This window comes from Micromonospora sp. NPDC052213 (assembly GCF_040679695.1).
Lineage (GTDB): Bacteria > Actinomycetota > Actinomycetes > Mycobacteriales > Micromonosporaceae > Micromonospora.
Genome location: NZ_JBFAVI010000303.1, coordinates 1 through 3,648, shown reverse-complemented (window position 1 = coordinate 3,648; position 3,648 = coordinate 1). Strand labels below are relative to the sequence as shown.

The following is a 3,648-nucleotide window of genomic DNA, read 5'->3' as shown; positions in this document are numbered from 1 at the left end:
GCGCGCTGGTGTGCGTGGACCGCCGTCTCGTTCCCACCCGCACGGGGCCCGGATCGACCAGACGGTGCGGCGCCCCCTCGGCGAAGCGCGGTTCGCCGAGGCGGCTCGGGAGGGCACCGAGACGAGCTGGAGTCAGCTGGTCGAGGTCACGCTCGCTTCGTGAACGTGGAACGCGCCCACAGGTACCCGACGAGAGCGAGGCCGACGCACCAGGCGAGGGCGGGGATCACGTCGCCGGAGGACGGTGCACCGGTGAGGAACCCGCGCAGGGTTTCGATGATCGGCGTGAAGGGCTGATACTCCGCGAACTCCCGAAGCCCGGGCCCCATCTTGTCCGCCGGCACGATCGCGCTGCTGAAGAACGGCAGCATGACCAGCGGCACGGAGGCGAGACCCGCCGTTTCCGGAGACTTCGCCGACAATCCCAGGGCCACCGTGAGCCAGCCGGCCGCGAAACCGAGCAGCACGATCATGCCGATCGCGCCGAGCCAGTCGAAGAAACTCGCCGACGGGCTGAACCCCAGCAGGAAGGCCACCCCGATGAGGGCCGCAACGGCGACCAGGTTGGTCAGCACAGTGGCGATGACGTGACCGGTCAACACCGCACCACGGGAGACGTGCATGACCTTGAACCGGTTGATGATGCCATTCGTCATGTCGGAGTTCACCGCCGTCGCGGTGGAACCCAGCCCGTAACAGACAGCCAACAGCATCAGCCCCGGCGTCGCGTAGTCGATGTAGTCGACACCGACGTTGAAGGCGTCTCCGAACATGTACACGAACATCAACATGATCACGATCGGCATCAGGACCGCGTTGAACACCGAGGTCGGATTCCGGGCGACGTGCTTGAAGTTGCGACGCAACATGACCATCGAGTGGGACCTGGTGCTCATTTCGCGGCCACCTCCGTGGTACGGCCCGTCAGGGCGAGGAAAACGTCATCGAGGTCCGGTGTCTGCACGGAGAGTCCCTCGGCACTGATCGCGTACTCGTCGAGCCGATCCAGCAGAGCCCGCAGCGACGTCGTCCCGCCGTCGCTGGGAACCCGCAGGGCCAGTGCCTCGTCGTCCCGGGTGGAGTCGCTGAGGACCCGCGCAGCCGCGTCGAGTTCGGCGACGGTGGTGAACCGGAGCCGGACGTGGGTCCCGGGGATCTGACGCTTGAGGTCGTCGGGTGTGCCCTGAGCGACCAGCCGGCCCTGATCGAGTACCGCGATCCGGTCGGCGAGCTGATCGGCTTCCTCGAGGTACTGGGTGGTGAGGAAGATGGTCACACCGTCGGCCACCAGGTCACGGATGATCGACCACATCGTGCGTCGGCTGCGCGGATCGAGTCCGGTCGTCGGCTCGTCGAGGAAGATGATCCGCGGGTTGCCGACGAGCGTCATCGCCAGATCCAGCTTCCGGCGCATACCCCCGGAGTAGGTCGACACCGGCTTCCGCGCCGACTCGACCAGGTCGAACCGTTCCAGAAGTTCCGTCACGACCCGCTTCCCGTCCCTGGTGGGCACCTGGCTCAGGTCCACCATCAGCTGCAGGTTCTCCCGCCCGGTCAGCAGATCGTCCACCGCCGCGAACTGGCCGGTGACCCCGATCGCCGCGCGCACCGCCTTGGCCTCGGTCACGACGTCGTGTCCGGCGACGCGTACCGTCCCACCGTCGGCTTTCACCAACGTGGTCAGCACGTTCACCGTCGTCGTCTTACCCGCCCCGTTGGGACCGAGTAGGGAGAAGATCGTGCCCGCGCGGACATCCAGATCGATGCCGTCGAGCACGACCTTGTCCTTGTATGCCTTGCGCAGTCCTGAGACCGCAATCGCTGAACCTGTCATGCGACCACCATGGGCGCCCGGCCTGTCACCCACCTGACACGACGCTGACACGGCCACTGACACGGGGTTCTACCTCGTCACATCGAATGGCCGTCAGCCTCGTTTCGCCGAAGGCACCGCCGCCTCACCCTGGTAGCGTTCACGGCATGTCTGCTGCTTCGTGCGCGGCCGCTTGCGCCGCAGTGACCAGGACGTCCCGCTAGCGGCGGGACGTTCGACTCACACACTCCTCCTGGACGTCCAGCCGCTTCGTGACCAGACCGGAGCGGCACGTTCGTGCTGCTCAGAACTTCCTCTGAGCGACGGAGCACCTGATGTTCCCAGGCATCCTTTCTTCACGCGGGCAGAGCCCGTCCCCTGCACGCGCATGGCTGGTGCTGTGCGCGGTGTCCATGCTGCAGTTCTTCATCGCGGTCGACGTGACCGTGGTCAACATCGCCCTACCCTCGATCGGCGCCGACTTCGATGTCGACGGGCACGCTCTCACCTGGGTCGTGGTCGGGTACACGGTCACCGGTGGCGGGATGTTGATGCTCGGTGGCCGGCTGGGCGACCTGCTCGGGCGGCGGCGCGTTCTGCTGCTCGGCACCGGCCTGTTCGGCGCCGCGTCGCTGCTGGCAGGCCTGGCCCCCGCCTTTGACCTGCTGGTGGCCGCGCGCCTGCTGCAGGGCGCCGGCGAGGCCATCGCGCTGCCTGCCGCGATGGCCACCATCGTCCTGATGTTCCCCGAAGGCCCGCGTCGGTCGCGGGCCCTGAGCGTGTGGGCGGCGGTGGCCAGCTGCGGTCTCGTGCTCGGATTCGTCCTGTCCGGAATCATCACCGCTCATCTGGGATGGCGGTGGGTCTTCCTGGTCTCGGTCCCGTTCATCCTGGTCGTGCTGCTGGCAGCCCTCTTCCTGGTCGAGGGTGACCGACCCACGGCCAAGGACGCACCGCCGCTGGACCTTCCCGGCGCGCTGCTGCTGACCGCCTGCCCGCTGCTGTTCACCTACGGCGTGGTCGAGGCCGGTGAACCCGGAACGCCCGCATGGGTGGTTCCGGGGGTGCTGGCCGGGGCGGTGGCCGCCGGGGCCGGGTTCGTGCGGGTCGAGGCACGCTCGCCCAACCCGCTGCTGCCGCTGCGCTTCTTCGCCAACCGTACGCGTGTGGCGGCCAACCTGGCCACGATGCTGCTGAGCGGGGCTTTGTCGACCTCGTTCCTGCTGTTCACCTTCTATCTGCAGGACCGGTTGGGCATCGGCCCGCTCGGCGCGGGCCTGACGATGCTGCCTCTGGCGGTCTCGCTGATCGTGTTCTCCATGCTCGTACCCCGTCTGCTGGGCCGCTGGGGAGCACGCGCGTGCGTGCTTGCCGGCATCGGGTTCACCGTGGCCGCGATGGCCGCGATCGCGCTCGTCTCTGCCCTGCGGGCAGGTGGGGTGGCGTTGATCCCGGCCATGCTCCTGATCGCGGCTGGGATGGGGTTCGGCATCGTGGGGCTGCAGTACCTTGCGGTCAGCGGCGTCACCGAGGACGACGCCGGGATCGCCTCGGGCGTCCAGCGGGCGGCTGACCAGTTGGGCGGTGCGACCGGGGTGGCAGTGTACGTAGGGATCGGGTTCGCTCCGACCCTGCACTCCCTCGATCCGTTCCTGGTCGCCACCTTGCTGGCCGCCGTGGGGCTCATGACCGGTGCGGTCGTGGCCTGGGGCACGCCCGCACCCGCTTCCGCTCCCGCACCCGCAGCGGACCTGCAGGAACAGGCCGGGTGACCCTTTGCCCCGTCGGGGGGGGGGGGCCGGGGGGGGGGGCGGGCCGCCGGGGCGCTCAGGCCC

At 68.6% G+C, this 3,648-nt stretch carries 3 protein-coding genes; 1 reads left to right on the top strand and 2 read right to left on the bottom strand.

The genetic code is table 11. The features are described 5' to 3' along the window. Positions 1 to 146: 146 nt before the first annotated feature. Positions 147 to 896 (bottom strand): ABC transporter permease, encoded by a 750-nt coding sequence (locus tag AB0L34_RS33300; RefSeq protein WP_363709593.1) that lies wholly within the window; start codon positions 894 to 896, stop codon positions 147 to 149. After that, positions 893 to 1,834 carry an ATP-binding cassette domain-containing protein gene (locus AB0L34_RS33295; RefSeq protein ID WP_363709595.1) on the bottom strand — a complete coding sequence of 314 codons (942 nt, stop codon included), beginning with the start codon at positions 1,832 to 1,834 and terminating at the stop codon, positions 893 to 895. Before AB0L34_RS33295 ends, AB0L34_RS33300 begins: the two co-directional genes overlap by 4 nt. A gap of 314 nt (positions 1,835 to 2,148) precedes the next feature. Here AB0L34_RS33295 and AB0L34_RS33290 point away from each other — a divergent pair, with 314 nt between their 5' ends. Further along, complete coding sequence (locus AB0L34_RS33290) at positions 2,149 to 3,585, top strand: MFS transporter (protein ID WP_363709591.1); 1,437 nt, start codon at positions 2,149 to 2,151, stop codon at positions 3,583 to 3,585. Positions 3,586 to 3,648 lie beyond the last annotated feature (63 nt).